Annotated in this window: 18 protein-coding genes; 13 read left to right on the forward strand and 5 right to left on the reverse strand. The window is 59.0% G+C overall.

Going from position 1 to position 17,402, the window contains the following annotated elements:
* Positions 1-23: 23 nt before the first annotated feature.
* The 4 genes from AAZT04_RS19330 to AAZT04_RS19345 all read right to left on the reverse strand — a co-directional run bounded on the left by AAZT04_RS19330 (position 24) and on the right by AAZT04_RS19345 (position 4,003).
* Positions 24-830 (reverse strand): alpha/beta hydrolase, encoded by an 807-nt coding sequence (locus AAZT04_RS19330; protein ID WP_115060203.1) that lies wholly within the window; start codon positions 828-830, stop codon positions 24-26.
* 86 nt (positions 831-916) lie between these two features.
* Positions 917-2,029 (reverse strand): class II histone deacetylase, encoded by a 1,113-nt coding sequence (locus AAZT04_RS19335; RefSeq protein ID WP_434681402.1) that lies wholly within the window; start codon positions 2,027-2,029, stop codon positions 917-919.
* Between the two features lie 13 nt (positions 2,030-2,042).
* A complete protein-coding gene (locus AAZT04_RS19340) occupies positions 2,043-3,215 on the reverse strand; it encodes an MFS transporter (RefSeq protein ID WP_129983282.1) in 1,173 nt (390 codons plus the stop codon).
* A 140-nt stretch (positions 3,216-3,355) separates the two neighbouring features.
* The gene (locus tag AAZT04_RS19345) at positions 3,356-4,003 is read right to left on the reverse strand and encodes a helix-turn-helix transcriptional regulator (protein ID WP_020825075.1); all 648 of its coding nucleotides are present in this window, start codon (positions 4,001-4,003) and stop codon (positions 3,356-3,358) included.
* A 565-nt stretch (positions 4,004-4,568) separates the two neighbouring features.
* Between AAZT04_RS19345 and AAZT04_RS19350 the strand changes: the two genes are divergently transcribed.
* From AAZT04_RS19350 to AAZT04_RS19370, 5 genes are read left to right on the forward strand one after another with little or no spacing between them, the layout of a single operon-like run.
* Entirely contained in the window at positions 4,569-6,062 is a 1,494-nt protein-coding gene (locus AAZT04_RS19350; RefSeq protein ID WP_044554068.1) for an APC family permease, read from the forward strand.
* On the forward strand, positions 6,037-6,624 hold the full coding sequence (locus tag AAZT04_RS19355) for a DUF3156 family protein (RefSeq protein WP_115060197.1): 588 nt from the start codon (positions 6,037-6,039) through the stop codon (positions 6,622-6,624). The genes AAZT04_RS19350 and AAZT04_RS19355 overlap by 26 nt, the downstream gene beginning before the upstream one ends.
* A complete protein-coding gene (locus AAZT04_RS19360) occupies positions 6,617-7,399 on the forward strand; it encodes an SDR family NAD(P)-dependent oxidoreductase (protein ID WP_115060195.1) in 783 nt (260 codons plus the stop codon). Before AAZT04_RS19355 ends, AAZT04_RS19360 begins: the two co-directional genes overlap by 8 nt.
* Before the next feature lie 10 nt (positions 7,400-7,409).
* A complete protein-coding gene (locus AAZT04_RS19365; RefSeq protein WP_129983283.1) occupies positions 7,410-8,207 on the forward strand; it encodes a molybdenum cofactor biosynthesis F family protein in 798 nt (265 codons plus the stop codon).
* A gap of 4 nt (positions 8,208-8,211) precedes the next feature.
* Positions 8,212-9,003 (forward strand): SDR family oxidoreductase, encoded by a 792-nt coding sequence (locus tag AAZT04_RS19370; protein WP_020825080.1) that lies wholly within the window; start codon positions 8,212-8,214, stop codon positions 9,001-9,003.
* A gap of 52 nt (positions 9,004-9,055) precedes the next feature.
* Here AAZT04_RS19370 and hpaR read toward each other — a convergent pair whose 3' ends face one another.
* Positions 9,056-9,508, reverse strand: coding sequence for a homoprotocatechuate degradation operon regulator HpaR (hpaR, locus tag AAZT04_RS19375; protein WP_041415197.1), 453 nt, complete (start codon positions 9,506-9,508; stop codon positions 9,056-9,058).
* A gap of 359 nt (positions 9,509-9,867) precedes the next feature.
* Here hpaR and AAZT04_RS19380 point away from each other — a divergent pair, with 359 nt between their 5' ends.
* Genes AAZT04_RS19380 through hpaX form a run of 8 tightly spaced genes read left to right on the forward strand, consistent with a single transcriptional unit; the run spans position 9,868 to position 17,317 of the window.
* A complete protein-coding gene (locus tag AAZT04_RS19380; protein WP_046374572.1) occupies positions 9,868-10,500 on the forward strand; it encodes a fumarylacetoacetate hydrolase family protein in 633 nt (210 codons plus the stop codon).
* Positions 10,497-11,261 (forward strand): fumarylacetoacetate hydrolase family protein, encoded by a 765-nt coding sequence (locus AAZT04_RS19385; protein ID WP_020825083.1) that lies wholly within the window; start codon positions 10,497-10,499, stop codon positions 11,259-11,261. Before AAZT04_RS19380 ends, AAZT04_RS19385 begins: the two co-directional genes overlap by 4 nt.
* The gene (gene hpaE / locus AAZT04_RS19390) at positions 11,258-12,712 is read left to right on the forward strand and encodes a 5-carboxymethyl-2-hydroxymuconate semialdehyde dehydrogenase (protein WP_020825084.1); all 1,455 of its coding nucleotides are present in this window, start codon (positions 11,258-11,260) and stop codon (positions 12,710-12,712) included. Before AAZT04_RS19385 ends, hpaE begins: the two co-directional genes overlap by 4 nt.
* 37 nt (positions 12,713-12,749) lie before the next feature.
* Complete coding sequence (gene hpaD, locus AAZT04_RS19395) at positions 12,750-13,823, forward strand: 3,4-dihydroxyphenylacetate 2,3-dioxygenase (RefSeq protein WP_434681408.1); 1,074 nt, start codon at positions 12,750-12,752, stop codon at positions 13,821-13,823.
* A 51-nt stretch (positions 13,824-13,874) separates the two neighbouring features.
* Positions 13,875-14,261: a 5-carboxymethyl-2-hydroxymuconate Delta-isomerase gene (locus AAZT04_RS19400; RefSeq protein WP_020825086.1), complete on the forward strand. Its 387-nt coding sequence runs from the start codon at positions 13,875-13,877 to the stop codon at positions 14,259-14,261.
* Positions 14,262-14,271: 10 nt separating this feature from the next.
* Positions 14,272-15,075: a 2-oxo-hept-4-ene-1,7-dioate hydratase gene (gene hpaH, locus AAZT04_RS19405; RefSeq protein WP_020825087.1), complete on the forward strand. Its 804-nt coding sequence runs from the start codon at positions 14,272-14,274 to the stop codon at positions 15,073-15,075.
* A 46-nt stretch (positions 15,076-15,121) separates the two neighbouring features.
* Positions 15,122-15,916, forward strand: coding sequence for a 4-hydroxy-2-oxoheptanedioate aldolase (gene hpaI, locus AAZT04_RS19410; RefSeq protein WP_306217710.1), 795 nt, complete (start codon positions 15,122-15,124; stop codon positions 15,914-15,916).
* A 30-nt stretch (positions 15,917-15,946) separates the two neighbouring features.
* Positions 15,947-17,317, forward strand: coding sequence for a 4-hydroxyphenylacetate permease (gene hpaX / locus AAZT04_RS19415; RefSeq protein ID WP_020825089.1), 1,371 nt, complete (start codon positions 15,947-15,949; stop codon positions 17,315-17,317).
* Positions 17,318-17,402 lie beyond the last annotated feature (85 nt).

Genomic DNA, 17,402 nt, shown 5'->3' on the forward strand with positions numbered 1-17,402 from the left:
TCCGCCGGGAGAGGGGTATTCAGCTATCCCAGCACCCGTTCGATAAAGTCGGTGATCCGCCTTAATATCTGATCCTTGTTGGTTTCGTTAAAACTCTCGTGTCGCCCGCCTGGATTGACCATCGCTTCGAAATCGCTGCCCTTGAGCCGATCGATCGCGGTTTGCGATTCCGCCATTAACACCAGCCTGTCGTCATCACCATGTATCCACAGCGTAGGCAGCGTGCCGAAGCCCGGGCCGGCGTTGATTTTTGCCAGGATCTGCTGCATCGCCCGCAGCGTCGGGCGTTTGAACGGCCCGTGCCACACCAGCGGGTCGGCCTGATAGGCTTCCCCCACCGACGGATCACGCGACAGGGTGGCAGTATCGAGCGGCGTGTCCGGGATCTCTGGCAGAGTAAGCAAATCCGAAATCAGGGTTCTTTCGCCAATCAAGGGGCCGGAAAGCACCAGCGCACGCACGTCATCGCCATAACGTTGAACGTAGCGGGTGGCAATCATCCCGCCCATGGAATGGCCGATAACCACCAGGGGGACGCCAGGATGCAGCCGCTGAAAATGCTCCGTTACGCGTCGAACATCGTCGACCACGGCGTCATAATCTTCAATCAATACGCGTTCGCCCTGCGAAAGCCCATGGCCGAGATGATCGGGGCCGAACACCCGCGCACCCTGCGCTTCCAGCGTACGAGCGACGTACTGATAACGGCCGAGATGCTCGCCGTAACCGTGCACCAGCAGCGCCAGAAAACGCGGTCGGTCATGGCCCCAGTCATGCACGGCAATATCGCCATGCCCACCTTTGATAAAGCTGATCTTCTGTTCAGACATCGTATTTTCTCATCGGAAAGGTCATATTCAGCGTAGCGGCAAAGCGGAGAATGGGTAGGGGCACTGCGTGCGGTGCCCCAGGATATTTAGCGAATGAAGTGCTGTGCCAGCGCATCGATAGCCTGGCGTTGGAACAGATTGAAGGCGTCTCGCGGCTGCTGTTGGCGGATGAATGCCAACAGCGGATCTTCGACCTCGGTGCGAATACCGCTAAGCTGCTCCATCACCGCCAGCCCGCAGAAGGGCACGTAGGACTCGGCATAACCGCCCTCATGCACCATCACCAGCTTTCCATCGCACAGGCGGTCGGCGGCGTCCTGTACCAGGGCCGTCATGCTGCGGAAACTGTCGCTGTGCAACTGCATGCGCGCCAGCGGGTCGAGGGCATTGGCATCGTAGCCGCAGGCGACAATGATCAGCTCGGGTTTGAATCGCTCGAGTGCCGGGATCACTATCTGTCGCATGGCATACAGATAGCCGTCGTCACCGGCGCCCGCAAGCAGCGGAACATTGATGTTAAAGCCTTCTCCCGCCCCGGCACCGCGGTCCTGTTCACCGGAGTAGCCCGCCGGGAAGCAGCCGTCCTGATGCAGCGACATCGTCAGTACGTCGTCACGTTGCCAATAGATATGCTGCGTACCATTGCCGTGATGCACGTCCCAATCGAGCACCGCCACTTTGCCCAAACCGTATTTGGCCCTGGCACGCTCGATGGCGATCGGGATATTGGCCAGAAAGCAGAACCCCATCGATTGATCCGGCAGGCAATGGTGGCCCGGTGGGCGCGACAACGCATAGGCGTTATCCAGGTGGCCCTGCAGCACCGCTTCGACCGCCGCGCAGGCCAGCCCGGCGGACAGTTTGGCTATCTCGTAGCTGCCCGGCCCCAAAGGTGCTTCCTCACCCAGCATGCCGCCGCCGTTATCACTTAGCTGTTTGAAACGTTGCAGATAGTCGGTCGGATGAATGCGTAACAGGTCTTCTTCCGTCGCCATGTCGGCACTTAGCAGCTGGATCTGTCGCGACAGGCCGGACACGTCCATCAGGTTTTTCATCCGCCGTTTGGTTTCCGGCGATTCGGCATGGCCCGCCCCTGAAGGCGGTTGCACCCAGCCGCCGACCGGCAGCGTGGTGGCATGTAGGCCGGTGCTGTGCCAGAAACAGCGTTCATCAAACAAGAAACCGGTTTTTCTTTTCACCTTATTACTCCTGTTAAATGGCGCGTTGAACGCGCGGTGAAGCCAGCGAAATCAGCAGCAGCGACAGCAGCGCACTGCCCAGCGCCCCGACCAGCAGCCTGTCGAAACCGCCTGAAGACTCAATCCAATAACCGGCCAGCGTTGGGCCGATCGCCATGCCGCCGCCAATCACCAGATTGATGTTGTTCATCAGCTTGCCGTTGTTATCCAGCCCGGCGACGCGGGCCAGGATAAACGGCAGCACAAAGGTCCAGGTAAACTTGAACAGCACCGCCGCCAGCGCAAAGCGCAGCAGCTGCGGCGTGTGGAACAGCAGCGCAATGCCGGCGAGCAGCAAGCCGTAACTTAGCCAGATCAGCCCATTGCCGCCTCGCCTGGCGCTGATGAACGCCGCACCACCGGCGCCGACGATGCCAAACAGCGTAGCGGCCGCCAGCACCTGGCCGCTGCTGACCGGCGAAAGGCCGGCCGCGTGGGCGATACTGCCGATAAAGGTCCAGACTGCGCTCAGGCTGATATAAAAGGTCAGCACCGCCAGGACGGCGAAGACTTTACGCAGCCATGGCGTTGCCGTGGTATGGGCGGTGGATTGCGCAGGGTGAAAGCCGCTGGGAAAGGCGGAAAGCAGCGGCAGGCAGCACAGCATGATGGCCGCCAGGGTCAGGTATACCGCCATCAGGCCAAAATGGGCGAACAGCAAGGGCAGCACCAGCAGCCCAACGGCGCCAAGCACCAACTGGCCCAGCACCCACAAGGCGTAAACACGGCTGGGGTTGGCGGTGCCACCGGCACAGGTGATACACAGGATCATCAGTGTGCCGCCCGCCAAAGAGGCGATGAAACGCAGCCCCAGTAACAGGTGAAAATCACTGACCATTGCCGACGCCAAATTGCCGACGATAAACACCCCCGCAGCCAGGGTTGCCACCCGGCGCCAGTTAACGCGGCTGATCCACCACCAGGCAGGCAGGGTGGCGAGGCTCATGGCCCCCAGCTCGGTGGAAAACAGATGGCCGATTTGCGCGGGGGTGAGCGACCATTGGCTGGCCAGCTGTGCGGCAACCGCCGGAGCGGTCATCAGGATGCCCGGTGCAATGGCGGCAAAGATGATGATGGCGGTCAGCAGCCGCGGCGGGCAGGGGAGAGCCGCCCCGGCAGCGGGTACAGAAACGGAATCACTGGACATAATAATTATCCCCGCAGGTTAAGCCTGAGTCAGATATAACCGCGTTGCCGTATTCTGGGCAGGCGGAAACCGCGCCATGAATGGCGAATAATTAACGAACTTATTTTCTCCACTATAAGCCGATGTTATGGCTCTATTTATTAACCGTGGGCAATAAAGCTGCTGGCCACCAATTCGGTACGGTTGACCACTTCAGTTTTGGCAAAAATATTGCGCATATGGGTTTTTACCGTTGAAAGCGAAATACCCAGCTTCAACGCTATGCGTTTATTACTGGCGCCTTCACGCACCATATTGACGATCTCCTGCTCTTTGGCGGTCAGCAGGCGGGCTTCCCCGTCGGGCAAAAGGTCGCGGGTCGCCAGTTCGATCAGCGGCATCACCGCCCGCAGGCGACCGCGTTCCAGTTCGGTAAACGGCGTATCGCGGATCAAGGACACCCCGGCAACGATGCGTTTACGCTGCCGAATAAAGATCTCCGTCATGTCGCGCATATCATTGGGCAGCATAAAGTCATGATAGTAATGGCGGTTATTGGCGATTGCCGCCGGGCTCATGCCGACCATATTGATGTCCTGCTGGTGAAAGTTGGCCGGCTTGAGCGGATCGATTTGCTGGAAATGGTTCAAGTACTGCTGGTGGGTTTTATCGGAGATGCCGTGCAAAATATAGTGGTCTGGCCGCAGGTCCTGGTTAACCAAATAAAACACCCCTGCGGACACCGGGATCAGGTGCGCAATGGTGGTCAAACAGCTGTTGATAAAGGCATCGGACGATGTAATGTGCATGATTCATTTCCTCCCTTTATCGTTCGGTCTGGAATATTCGGTCAATATGTGAACGATACAAGCATAGTGATAGCAATTGTGCAACACAATAAATACATATTAACAACGTGAGCCTGATTGCAATAAAACACATAAATAACAAGGCAACGAAGAGGCCTCGGCAGCGACAGTGCCGCACGAGTGTCGATATTTTATTAATATATTAACGAATGACCTGTGGCCTTCCTGCTGAATTTACAGCAATTTCCCCCTCGGCATGGTGACCCCCTGCGATATCACCGGCCAGTCTCGCCGCTGATGCCGCTCCCCACGGCTCGTTCTTAAGAACGATAGACAGCCTTAATCCCGTTTGTTCTCTCTGTGAAAACCTTTTCCGGCCAACGAAAACCATAACGGTTGATTGGGCACCAAAGGTAAGACGAAAAAGCTATGGTTTGGCCTCGTCCTTAAGGACGATAGTCAGCATTTTCTTTTCCTCTCTATAGTGATATTGCCGCCACTGGCGACGAAACACCTGCAAAAGCACCATCAGGGCCAAACGATAAAACTATAAGAGGACATAACCATGAACCTGTCGTCGCGGCTTCATGCCCATCTTGAGCGGGGCAAGGTCGGATTCCCCACCACGCTGGCCAGCTCGGTCGGGGTGATTATGGCCAGCCCGGTGATCCTCACCGTGACCAGCGGTTTCGGCATCGGCGGCGATACCTTCGCGCTGGCGATGCTGATCGCCTTTATCATGATGCAGGCCCAGCTCACCACCTTCTCGGAAGCGGCGGCGATCTTGCCGACCTCCGGATCGGTGTATGACTATATCGCCTGTGGTATGGGACGCTTTTTTGCCATTACCGGCGCGCTGTCGGCCTACCTGATCGTGCATATCTTTGCCGGGACCGCCGAAACCATTCTCTCCGGCATTATGGCGCTGGTGAATTTTGAGCACCTTAATACCCTGATGGAAACCCACAATGCTTCCTGGATGGTGGGGGTGGGGTTGGTCATCGTGTTCGGTGCACTCAACGCCTTCGGCATCGAGGCCTTCGGTAAAGCGGAGATCGTGCTGACCTTCGCCATGTGGAGCACCCTGGTAATATTTGGCATTACCGGGCTGCTTTCGCCGCATGCGGTACCGCTGGAAGGCTGGTTCGGCAGCACGCTGAGCCTGAGCGATCCCTTTGCGGTATTCAGCCTGATCGGCATGGCGATGTTTATGTTCGTCGGGTGTGAGCTGGTCACGCCGATGGCACCGGAGATCAAACGCTCCGCCAGCGTGATCCCACGGGCGATGTCGCTGGGGCTGTGTGGCGTGGCGGTGTGCATGGCGTTGTACGGCGCGGCGCTCAGCCATCAGGTGGAAAACGTGGTGGTGGATGCCGCCAACGGCGTTCATCTGCTGGATACGCCGATGGCGATCCCGGCTTTTGCCGGTCAGGTGATGGGCGAGTTCGGCAAATACTGGTTGGGTATCGGGCTGCTGCTGGCCGGGGCGGCGACCATCAACACGCTGATGGCGGCGGTGCCGCGTATTCTCTACGGCATGGCGCTGGACGGGGCATTGCCACGTATCTTCGCCTATCTGCACCCCCGTTTTAAAACCCCGGTGGTGGGTATTCTGGTCGCGGTATTGATCCCCTGCGTGCATGCCTTTGCCATTCAGGGCAATCTCGACCGCATTATTCCGCTGGTGCTGGCGGCGGTGTGCGCCTGGGGCGTGGCCTACCTGCTGGTCACCTGCTCGGTGGTGATCCTGCGTATTCGCCGCCCGGATCTGCCACGCGCTTACAAATCTCCCTGGTTCCCGCTGCCGCAAATTGTCTCCAGCGTGGGCATCGTGCTGGCGATTATCTATATCACCCCGCCGGGCATGGATCCGCGTGCCGTCTATATCCCGTTCAGCATCATGATTGGCCTGACTGCTGCCTATGCGCTGTTCTGGACCCTGTGCGTGCAAAAGGTCAATCCGTTTAAACCGGTGCCGGTCGAACAGGTACTGGAAACGGCCTTTGCCAAAGCGGAAAGCGAGGAGGCGCAGTTTGATCGGCTTACTTCCCTCACTTAATCGCTACTGGCAGCGCTCCCCGGTGGGCTACCAGCCGGGCGTCACCCTCAGCCGGCTGGCGAACAATCTGCAGCCCTATGCCTGCGAGCGCCTTTCGCCCTGCCTGCTGCGCCTGACCTTGCCGCAGGGGCCGGTTATCGACATTAACGAACAGGTTAGCGCGCTGTTTATGGCGCATATCGTTAGTCAGCGTTTCTGCTTGCAGGGGGCGTGCTCGCAGAAGGAGCCGCTGACGCTACGCATTAACGCCGGCGGTTGGTTGCGGCGACGCGGCGTGGTTTATCGCGCGACCCGGGATGATGCCGCAGCGCAGCGAATGATTGCCGCTCTGCGGCGCTATCCGCAGATTGCCGAAACGCTGGAGCAGCTGGATTTTCGGCGTATCCAACTGACGGTCGCGGCCGGTCATTGGCGGCTGGAGATCGAACATTTCGCCGCTTCGGAAGTGGTCAGCCGTTTGCCTGCCGGTCGCCGCTATCTGCGGCTGGAACCGGAGCAGCGGCGCTTGCTGCTGAGCAGCCTGCTGATGATCGGCCAATTGATGGAGAAGCTGGATGAGTAGAGTGGTGGTGATTACCGGCGGCGGCACCGGCGTGGGGGCTGCGTGCGCCAGGCTGCTGGCGAGCAGGGGCGATCGGGTATTTATCATCGGCCGCCGCCGTGAACCTCTGATGGCGCTGGCGGACGACATTGGCGCGCAGGCATTGGTGGGGGATGCGGCCAGCGGTGAATGCTGGCAAAGCCAGCTGTTGCCGGCCATTTTGCAACAGACCGGGCGCATCGACTGCCTGATCGGCAGCGCCGGCGGGATGGGGCTGGGGCGCATTACCGAAATGAACGATGACCACTGGCGTCAGGCGCTGGACAGCAACCTCAACAGTGCTTTTGCCAGCGCCCGCGCCTGCCTGCCGGAGCTGGTGAAAACCGGCGGCAACCTGCTGTTTGTCGCCTCTATCGCTTCGCTGGCCGCCGGGCCGGAGGTGTGTGGCTACGTGACCGCCAAACATGCGCTGATTGGGCTGATGCGCTCCATCGCTCGTGACTACGGCCCGCTGGGCGTGCGTGCCAACGCGGTGTGTCCCGGTTGGGTCACTACGCCGATGGCGGATGAAGAGATGCAGCCGCTGATGGCTGAGTACCACCTTACGCTGGAGCAGGCTTACCAACGGGTATGCCGCGACGTGCCGCTGCGTCGCCCGGCCAGCGCCGAAGAGATCGCCGCTATCTGCCGTTTTCTCTGTTCGGAGGACGCGTCGATCATTACCGGTGCGGCGCTGGTGGCCGACGGCGGCTCCACCATTGTCGACGTACCGACATTGGCTTTTACTTCCCTTTAAGGAGCATCAAATGAGTACAGAAGCGGTATTTATTCAGGTTGGCGCACTGGCGGAAGGCTTTGCGCCGCACGGCAATACGCTGGAACAGCAGCATGGGTTGAGCGGTAACACGCTGACATTACGTTTTGCCGACGGTGAAATGCTGAGTTGTCACTTTGTTGATGAGCAGACGCTGAGTTGGGGGGAGTACAGGGGCATCGCTTATCGCGCCACCAGCATCCGCCCCGGCATTCTGTTTATCGATTTTCTCGATCCCGCACAGGAGAACGCCAGCATCACGCTGGTGTGCGATCGCAACCAGGGTAATTTCACGGCGGTGTATGGCCAGTTGCCGGATGAGGAACAAGCCCGTCTGGACGCCTTCAGCCGGGTTGAGCAAGGGCTGCCGTTGACGGCGGTCAACGTTGAATTCCACTTTGGCACGCTGGATAACGCCGATGTTGCGCCGCCACAGTTCACCGACGAGCTGATTGGCATGCGTAACATGTATACCTACAGCCCGACCGAGCGTTACGAACACATTTATCTGAACGACAATTTCTACGCCTGGCAGTGCCTGGACGGCGTGGAGAAAGGGCTGGCGGATGTCGATCGCTGCCACTACGTGAAGGTGGCCGAACAGCTGTACCTGTTTGTCTGGCGAGAGAAGATTGTGCCGACGCTGGGCGTGGTCATGATCGATCTGCAAGGCATGCGTACCGACGGCAAGATCCTCGGCTATCAGGGCAGTGATTTCAGCGCGCTGAGCAATTTTGCGGTAGGCGCCCATGCGCAGGTGCTGAACACCACCCACCATCCACGGGGATAGGCCGATGAATGCAACCTATGCGGCTGATGCGTTCAAGGGGCAGGTGGTGCTGGTGACGGGCGGTGCGCAGGGCATCGGGCTGGCGATCGTCAGTGCCTTTGCTCAGTTGGGCGCGACGGTGGTGATGGCGGATCTGCAGCTGCAAAAAGCGCAGGACGCCGCCGAGACGCTGCAACAGCAGGGCGGGCAGGTCCAGGCGATGGCCTGCGATCTGGCCGATCCGGGGCAGATTGCCGAACTGGTTGCAACGGTGGGGCAGCAGCATCAGCGGCTGGATGTGGTGATCCATAACGCGGCTTACTTCCCGCTGACGCCCTTTACCGAGATTGACGCTGTGTTATTGCAACGCACGCTGAGCGTTAATCTGATGGCGCCGTTCTTTCTGGCGCAGGCGGCTTTACCCTGGATGCAGCGTCAGGGCGGGGGCTGCATTTTGGTGACGTCGTCGGTGACCGGGCCACGGGTCGCCTATCCGGGGTTGGCGCACTACGCCGCTTCAAAGGCCGGAGTAAACGGGTTTATTCGCGCGGCGGCGCTGGAACTGGCGGCGGCTGGCGTCAGGGTCAACGGTGTGGAGCCGGGAATGATCCGCACGCCGGCGATGGCCAATCTGGGGGGCGCGGCGGTCAATCAGGCGATTGCGGCCGCAGTGCCGCTAGGGCGATTGGGGGAGCCGGAAGACATCGCGGCGGCGATGGTGTTTCTCGCCTCACCGGCGGCCGCCTATATGACCGGCCAAACGCTGGTGGTGGACGGCGGCGCGTTACTCCCCGAGGCTCATCCTGTTCTTTCTTGACGTTGCAGCCTGGCTGCAACGCCAATTAATCAGAGGATGATAATCGGAAGGATCATTTCTTTGTGGGATGAGCGGTCACGTTGGCGGGTAGTTTATCCCCCAGGGTGATCAGCTCGTCCAGTAAGGTCATCAACTGGTCCATTTTCTGCTGTGAAAATGCGGCTTCGATTTCAGCGTACCCCTGTTCTACCTGGTGGCGCGCCACTTCATACAGCTCCTGACCCTGCTGGGTGAGAGACACGTACAGCTTGCGCTGATCGTTAACCGGTTTCAGGCGGAAAATCAGCTTATCGCGTTCCATGCGCGACAAAATGCCGGTCAGGCTGGGGCGCAGGATGCAGGTTTCTGCTGCCAATTCGTGGAATTCGATCGAACGGCTGTTGGCCAAAACGCGAATGATGCGCCATTGCTGTTCGGTCAGGTTATGGCTTTTCAGGATCGGGCGAAAAAAGCCCATGGCGGTTTCACGCGCTTGCAGCAGGGCAATGGTTAAGGACTCATGCATAGATTTGGCCTTGGCTATAAAGGTGTTCGTCATTCAGGCATTTACCGTTGTGGCTCAGCAGGTGGCCGTGCGGACACTGCAATACCCCTATCGGTAAATCCTGATTTTATTAATAACTTAATAGTAGCCAAGTTTACCCAGATGGATAAAGCGAAAACGCATCCGCAGCGGTAAAAATCACCTAAAAATGATTAATTCGTTGAATAATCACGCCAATGTTCATGGGTTGTGAATATTTTGTTATCACGATCACAAATCAATCCACCGGCGTTGCGTAAAAGCTGAACAGCGTATAAAAGTATTCATTAACATATTAATGAATGCCGAATTGCCCTGTTGTGTCATTGAAAGGAGTTTGCATGAAAGGCACCGTATTTTCCGTCGCGTTGAATCACCGCAGCCAGATAGACGCCTGGGATCAGGCGTTTCATCAGCCGCCGTATAAAACCCCGCCGAAGACCCCGGTGTGGTTTATCAAACCGCGCAATACCCACCTCGCCAACGGCGGGGCGATCCCGTTTCCTGCCGGTGAGCAAGTGCAAAGCGGCGCCACGCTGGCGGTAGTGATTGGCAACACCGCCCGTAAGGTGCCGGCCGAACGGGTCGCCGACTATCTGGCCGGTTATGCGCTGGCCAACGACATCAGCCTGCCGGAAAGCAGCTTCTACCGCCCGGCGATCAAAGCGAAATGCCGCGACGGTTTTTGCCCGTTGGGGGAGATCGGTTCATTGGTGACCACCGATGCGGTGGAGATCATCACCGAAATCAACGGGGTAGAGCAGGATCGCTGGTCGACGGCCGATTTGGTGCGTTCGGTGCCGGAACTGATCGCCGCCATCAGCGATTTTATTACCCTGCAGCCGGGCGACGCAGTGCTGATCGGCACGCCGCACCAGCGGGTGGAGATCAAACCTGGAGATGAAGTGAGGGTGCGTGCCGCCGGTTTGCCGACCCTGACCAACCGCGTAGTGCAGGCAGGAGAAACCGCATGAGACACGCCCGTATTCGCCATCATGGCCAAATTGTTAATGTCAGCGTCGACGAGCAACTGCGCGTGACGTTGCCGGACGGCACGGTGTTGCCAGAGCAGGACGTCGAGTGGTTGCCACCGGCGCAGGGCACGGTGTTTGCCCTGGGGCTGAACTATGCCGATCACGCCAGCGAGCTGGAATTCAAGGCCCCGGAAGAGCCGCTGGTGTTCCTCAAGGCGCCGAACACCCTGACCGGCCATCGGCAGGTTTCGGTACGCCCGGCCAACGTCGACTATATGCACTACGAAGCCGAGCTGGTGGCGGTGATCGGCAAGACGGCGCGTAACGTCAGCCGCGAAGATGCCATGGCATACGTGGCGGGCTACACGCTGTGCAACGACTACGCCATTCGCGACTATCTGGAAAACTATTACCGCCCGAATCTGCGGGTGAAAAGCCGCGATACCCTGACGCCGATTGGGCCGTACATCGTCGATCGTGACGATATCGCCGATCCGCACCGTCTGGCACTCAGCACCTACGTCAACGGCGAGCTGCGTCAGCGCGGCAGCACCGCCGACATGATTTTCGATATCCCCTACCTGATCAGTTACCTGAGTGAATTTATGACGCTGCAGCCGGGCGACATGATCGCCACCGGCACGCCGAAAGGGCTGGCCGACGTGCAGCCGGGCGATGAAGTGGTGGTGGAGATTGAGGGCATCGGCCGTCTGGTTAACCACATCATCAGTGAAAAAGATTACGAGGAAAGCCTGCGATGAAAACCATCAACCATTGGATTAACGGTAAAAACGTAGCCAGCAAAGAGTATTTCACTACCACCAACCCGGCCAACGGCGAGGTGCTGGCAGAGGTCGCTTCCGGCGGGCAGTTGGAGATCGATCAGGCGGTGGCTGCCGCCAAGGCTGCGTTCCCGAAATGGGCCAATACGCCAATGAAAGAGCGTGCTCGCCTGATGCGTCGTCTGGGCGAGCTGATTGACGAGAACGTGCCGCAGATTGCCGAGATGGAAACCGCCGACACCGGCCTGCCGATCCACCAAACCAAAAACGTGCTGATCCCGCGTGCTTCTCACAACTTCGAGTTCTTTGCCGAGATCTGCCAGCAGATGAACGGCCGTACCTATCCGGTGGACGACAAGATGCTCAACTACACGCTGATCCAGCCGGTGGGGGTGTGTGCGCTGGTGTCACCGTGGAACGTGCCTTTCATGACCGCAACCTGGAAGACCGCGCCTTGCCTGGCGCTGGGCAATACCGCGGTGCTGAAAATGTCCGAGCTGTCGCCGCTGACCGCCGATCGCCTGGGTGAACTGGCGCTGGAAGCCGGCATTCCGGCCGGGGTACTCAACGTGGTGCAGGGTTACGGCGCCACCGCCGGGGATGCGCTGGTGCGTCATAAGGACGTGCGTGCGGTGTCCTTTACCGGCGGCACCGCCACCGGACGCCGGATCATTGAAAGCGCGGGCTTGAAGAAGTTTTCCATGGAGCTGGGCGGGAAATCGCCGGTACTGATTTTCGAAGATGCCGACATCGAACGTGCGCTGGACGCCGCGCTGTTCACCATTTTCTCGATCAACGGTGAACGCTGCACCGCCGGTTCACGCATCTTTATTCAAGAGAGCATTTACCCAGAATTCGTCAAACGTTTTGCCGAACGCGCCAACCGCCTGCGCGTAGGCGATCCGCAGGATCCCAACACGCAGGTTGGGGCGTTGATCAGCCAGCAGCACTGGGAAAAAGTGTCCGGCTATATCCGCCTCGGGCTGGAAGAAGGCGCCACCCTGTTGGCCGGTGGCCCGGACAAACCGGCTGGCCTCAGCCACGGCAACTTCCTGCGCCCAACGGTGCTGGCGGATGTCGACAATCGGATGCGCATCGCGCAGGAGGAGATTTTCGGGCCGGTGGCCTGCCTGCTGCCGTTCAAATCGGAAGAAGACGGCCTGCGCATGGCCAACGACGTGGAGTACGGCCTGGCGTCGTACATCTGGACGCAGGATGTGAGCAAGGTGCTGCGTCTGGCCCGCAATATCGAAGCGGGGATGGTTTTCGTCAATACCCAAAACGTACGCGATCTGCGCCAGCCGTTTGGCGGCGTGAAATCTTCCGGCACCGGCCGCGAGGGCGGGGAATACAGCTTTGAAGTGTTCGCCGAGATGAAGAACGTGTGCATTTCCATGGGTGACCACCCGATCCCGCGCTGGGGCGTTTAAGCCTCAAACCATAATAAAAAAGAAGGAGATGAGAACAATGACGACCAAACTTACCACCGATGCTGTCCCTGCTCCCGATGTTGTGCGCTGCGCCTATATGGAAATTCAGGTCACCAACCTTAAAGCCGCGCGCGAATTCTACGTCGATATCCTGGGTCTGGTTGTGACCGCCGAGGACGAGAAAACCCTCTATCTACGGTCGATGGAGGAGTTTATCCACCATAATCTGGTGCTGCGTGAAGGGCCGGTGGCTGCGGTTGCGGCCTTTGCCTTCCGGGTGCGTACGCCGGAAGACGTCGATCGGGCTGAAGCCTATTTCAAAGTGCTGGGTTGCCGTACCGAGCGTCGGGTGAATGGCTTCGCCAAAGGCATTGGCGATTCGGTGCGGGTAGAGGATCCGCTCGGCTTCCCGTACGAATTCTTCTACGACGTGCAGCATGTCGAGCGTCTGGCCTGGCGTTACGATCTCTACACGCCAGGGGCGCTGGTACGTCTCGACCACTTTAACCAGATCACGCCCGATGTTCCGCGTGCGGTGGAATACATCCAGGGCCTGGGGTTCCGCGTGACGGAAGATATCCGGGATGAAAATGGCGTGGTTTACGCCGCCTGGATGCGCCGCAAAGCCACGGTGCACGACACCGCGATGACCGGCGGCGCCGGTCCGCGTATGCACCATATTGCCTTCGCCACCCATGAAAAGCACAACATTCTGGCCATCTGCGACAAGCTCGGCGCGCTCCGTAAATCCGATTTGATCGAACGTGGTCCAGGCCGCCACGGCGTCTCTAACGCCTTCTATCTCTATCTGCGCGATCCCGATGGCCATCGCGTAGAAATCTATACCCAGGATTACTACACCGGCGATCCTGACAACCCGACCGTGAGCTGGGATGTGCACGATAACCAGCGCCGAGACTGGTGGGGCAACCCGGTAGTGCCAAGCTGGTACACCGAGGGGTCACTGGTGCTCGATCTCGATGGCCAGCCGCAGCCGGTTATCGAACGCAACGCGCCAAGCGAAATGGCCGTCACCATTGGCGCGGATGGTTTTTCCTATACCCGTCAAGGCGATACAGAGAAAGGCTTTAAGCTCGGCAACACCCTGTAGCCCCCAACGCGCGGACAGGCGTTCGCGCAAATTCGTCTCCCGGAGATTGCTATGCCGCATTTTTATGCTGAATGCACCAATAACATCCGCGAAGAAGCCGAGCTCCCCGCGTTGTTCGCCAAGGTCAATCAGGCACTGGCGGACACCGGTATTTTTCCGCTGGCCGGAGTGCGCAGCCGCGCTATCTGGCTGGATACCTGGCAGATGGCTGACGGTAAGCACGATTACGCCTTCGTGCATATGACATTGAAGATTGGTCACGGCCGCAGCCTGGAAAGTCGTGAACAGGTGGGCGAGATGCTGTTTGCGCTGATCAAAGAACATTTTGCCGCGCTGATGGCCAGGCGCTATCTGGCGCTGTCCTTCACGATGGAAGAGCTGGATCCGGTGCTGAACTACAAGCAAAACAATGTCCACGCGCTATTTCGCCAAGGCTAAGGGGCCGTCAATGTTGAATAAAGAGCTGGTTAGTCGTGCCGTGCAGCGCTTGCATCAGGCGGAGCAAAACCGCGAGCAGATCCGCGCGCTGTCGCTGGATCATCCCGAGATCACCATTGAAGACGCTTACGCCATTCAGCGCCAGTGGGTAGAGCTGAAGATCGCCGAAGGGCGCAAACTCAAGGGCCATAAAATCGGCCTGACGTCGCGCGCCATGCAGGTCAGCTCCCAGATCTCCGAGCCGGATTACGGCGCGCTGCTGGACGACATGTTTTTCAACGATGGCAGCGATATTCCCATCGACCGTTTTATCGTGCCGCGCGTCGAGGTCGAGCTGGCCTTCGTGCTCGCCAAGCCGCTGCGCGGGCCAAACTGCACGCTGTTCGACGTTTATAACGCCACCGATTACATCATTCCGGCCCTGGAGATCATCGATGCGCGCAGCCATAACGTGGATCCCGAAACTCAGCGCCCGCGCAAGGTGTTCGACACCATTTCCGACAATGCCGCCAACGCCGGGGTGGTGATGGGCGGGCGGCCGATCAAACCGGACGCGTTGGATCTGCGTTGGATCAGCGCGTTGCTGTACCGCAACGGCGTGATTGAAGAGTCTGGCGTGGCGGCAGCGGTGCTGAACCATCCGGCCAACGGCGTGGCTTGGCTGGCCAACAAACTCTTCCCGTACGACGTAGAGCTGGAAGCCGGGCAGGTGATCCTCGGCGGTTCCTTCACCCGACCGGTTGCCGCCCGACGTGGCGACACCTTCCATGCGGATTATGGCCCGATGGGCTGCATCAGCTGTCGGTTTGTCTGATCGGCCCTTTCCCTGTGGGAGAGTGGAAAAACCAATGGAGAACACCATGTTAACCAACCCTTTCAAGCAGGCGTTGCAGGAAAAACGCCCGCAGATTGGCCTGTGGCTGGGGCTGTGCAGCAGCTACAGCGCAGAAATGCTGGCCGGGGCCGGTTTCGACTGGCTGCTGATCGACGGCGAACACGCGCCTAACAACGTACAAACGGTATTGGGCCAGCTGCAGGCCATCGCGCCTTATCCGAGTCATCCAGTGGTGCGTCCGGCATGGAATGATCCGGTGATGATCAAGCAACTGTTGGACGTTGGTGCGCAGACGCTGCTGATCCCGATGATCCAGAACGCAGAACAGGCGCGTGACGCGGTGCGAGCCACCCGTTATCCGCCGCATGGCATACGCGGCGTTGGCAGTGCGCTGGCTCGTGCTTCCCGCTGGAACAGGGTGCCGAATTACCTGCAACAGGCCGACGCGCAGATGTGCGTACTGGTGCAAATCGAAACCCGTGAGGCGGTGAAAAACCTGGATGCCATCCTGCAGGTGGAGGGGGTCGACGGGGTATTTATCGGCCCGGCGGATCTCAGTGCCGACATGGGGTTTTCCGGCAATCCACAGCAGCCGGAAGTGCAGCGTACTATCGACGACGCTATAGCGCGCATCAGCGCCGCCGGTAAGGCAGCAGGCATTCTGACGGCCAACCCGGAACTGGCGCAGCACTATCTGGCGTCCGGCGCGCTGTTTGTCGCAGTAGGGGTGGATACCACCCTGCTGTCGCGAGCGGCGGAATCTTTGGCCAGCCGCTTTAAACAAGAGCTGCCGCCCGTACAGTCCCCGAGCGTTTATTAGGTTGCAGGCCGCCATCTTATTGGAGACACCATGAGCAACGTCGATTCGCTGCCGCCGGTCAACCCGGCGCAGCAACATAAAGCGTTAACCGCCGCCGAGCAATCGGTGATTAAAAAGTTATTTCGGCGACTGATTATTTTCCTGTTTGTGCTGTTTGTTTTCTCTTTCCTCGACCGCATCAACATCGGTTTCGCCGGGCTGACGATGGGCAAGGATCTCGGCCTGAGCTCGACCATGTTCGGCCTGGCGGCAACCTTGTTCTACGTCACCTATGTGATCTTCGGCATTCCGAGCAATATCATGCTGGGGATCGTCGGCGCGCGACGCTGGATCGCCACCATCATGGTGCTGTGGGGCATCGCCTCGACCTGCACGCTGTTCGCCACCGGGCCGACCAGCCTGTACCTATTGCGGATGATCGTAGGTATTACCGAGGCCGGTTTTCTGCCGGGGATTCTGGTGTATCTCACCTATTGGTTCCCGGCTTTTTACCGCGCTCGCGCCAACGCGCTGTTTATGATCGCCATGCCGGTAACCATGGCGATTGGCTCGTTGGTGTCCGGCTATATTCTGGCGCTGGACGGGCTGATGAACCTCAAAGGGTGGCAATGGCTGTTCCTGTTGGAGGGCATTCCTTCGGTGCTGTTGGGCGTGGTGGTGTGGTTCTACCTCGACGATACTCCTGCCAAGGCCAAATGGCTGACCGACGAGGAAAAGGCCAGTCTGAAGGCGATGATGGAGGCGGACAAACTGCAACTGGTGCAGCCCAATGGGCCGGGCAGCCATCGGGCATTGCAACAGCGCAGCCTGTGGCGGGAAATTTTCACCCCGATTGTGCTGATGTATACCCTGGCTTATTTCTGTCTGACCAACACCCTGAGCGCCATCAATATCTGGACGCCGCAGATCCTGCAGAGCTTCAATCAGAGCAGTAGCAACATTGTGATCGGTATTCTGGCGGCGATCCCGCAAGTCTGTACCATCGCCGGCATGGTGTGGTGGAGTAAGAGATCGGATCGGCTGCAAGAGCGCAAACACCATACCGCGCTGCCGTACCTGTTTGCCGCTGCCGGTTGGCTGCTGGCGTCGGCCACCGATCACAGCATGATCCAGCTGCTGGGGATCGTGATGGCGTCGGTGGGGTCGTTCACGGCGATGGCGATCTTCTGGACTACGCCGGATCAGTCCATCAGCCTCGAGGCGAGGGCGATTGGGATCGCGGTGATCAATGCCACCGGCAATATCGGATCGGCGGTCAGCCCGGTATTGATCGGCTGGTTTAAGGATCTGACCGGCAGCTTTAACTCTGGGCTGTATTTCGTTTCGGCGTTGTTGATCATCGGTGCCGTGATCGTGTGGCGGATCCCGATGCAGGGCTCGCGTCCACGGGCCACGCCATAAGCCTGATATTAGGCTATTTTACTTGCCATTTTGGCCTAGGGCAGTGCTCGGACCCCTTACGTACTGCGTGTACGCTCGGGTTCCT

The organism is Serratia sp. Je.1.23.a (assembly GCF_051129805.1).
Classification (GTDB): Bacteria; Pseudomonadota; Gammaproteobacteria; order Enterobacterales; family Enterobacteriaceae; genus Serratia; species Serratia liquefaciens.